This window comes from Paenibacillus maysiensis (genome assembly GCF_000520815.1).
In the GTDB taxonomy this organism is placed as follows: domain Bacteria; phylum Bacillota; class Bacilli; order Paenibacillales; family Paenibacillaceae; genus Paenibacillus; species Paenibacillus maysiensis.
Map to the genome: position 1 here is coordinate 1 of NZ_ASRY01000089.1, position 803 is coordinate 803.

Annotated in this window: 1 protein-coding gene; it reads left to right on the plus strand. The window is 62.0% G+C overall.

The window, feature by feature from the left end:
- A partial coding sequence (locus L696_RS28290; protein WP_155985327.1) for a KS-MAT linker domain-containing protein occupies positions 1-803 on the plus strand: 803 nt, incomplete at both ends.

Below are 803 nucleotides of genomic sequence, written 5' to 3' on the forward strand. Positions count from 1 at the left end.
CATCGCTGGCATCTCGTCGTTCGGGGCGGGCGGTTCCAACGCGCACGTGATCATCGAGGAGTACGTTCCGGCAGAGCCGCTGCGCACGCCTGTCGAGGTGTCGCCGCAGAATCCGGTGCTGCTCGTGCTGTCGGGCAAAAATGAACAGCGCCTGCGTCAACAGGCGGAGAACCTGCTCGCCGCACTGCAGGAGGGACGATTCGCCGACGAAGATCTCGCGGACATGGCCTATACCTTGCAGGTGGGACGAGAAGCGATGGAAGAGCGTCTCGCCGTAGTTGCAGGTTCGGTGCAGCAGCTGGTTCGCAAGCTGGAGGCGTTTATCAGCGGACAGGAAGAGATCAGTAAACTGTTCCGAGGGCAGGTCAAAGGCAACCGAGACACCTTCTCGCTCTTCGCCGCAGATGAAGAGCTGCAGGAAGCGATTGAAAAATGGATTCAGCGCCGCAAGCTGTCCAAGCTGGCCGACCTGTGGGTCAAGGGCCTGGCGCTCGATTGGAGCAAGCTGTGGGGCGAGGAATTGCCGCGCCGCATCAGCCTGCCGACCTATCCGTTTGCCAAACAGCGTTGCTGGGCACCGCAGCTTGAGCGTCCGGCCGTCGTTCGAGCAGGCTTGACGACGGACGCGCTTCATCCGCTTTTGCATCGGAACACGTCCGATTTTTCCGAACAGAGATACAGCACGAGCTTGACGGGGCAGGAGTTTTTCCTCGCCGATCATGTGGTGAAGGGACAGCGCGTTCTGCCGGGCGTCGCCTATCTGGAGATGGCGCGCGCCGCCGTCGAACTGGCGGGCGGGGGGC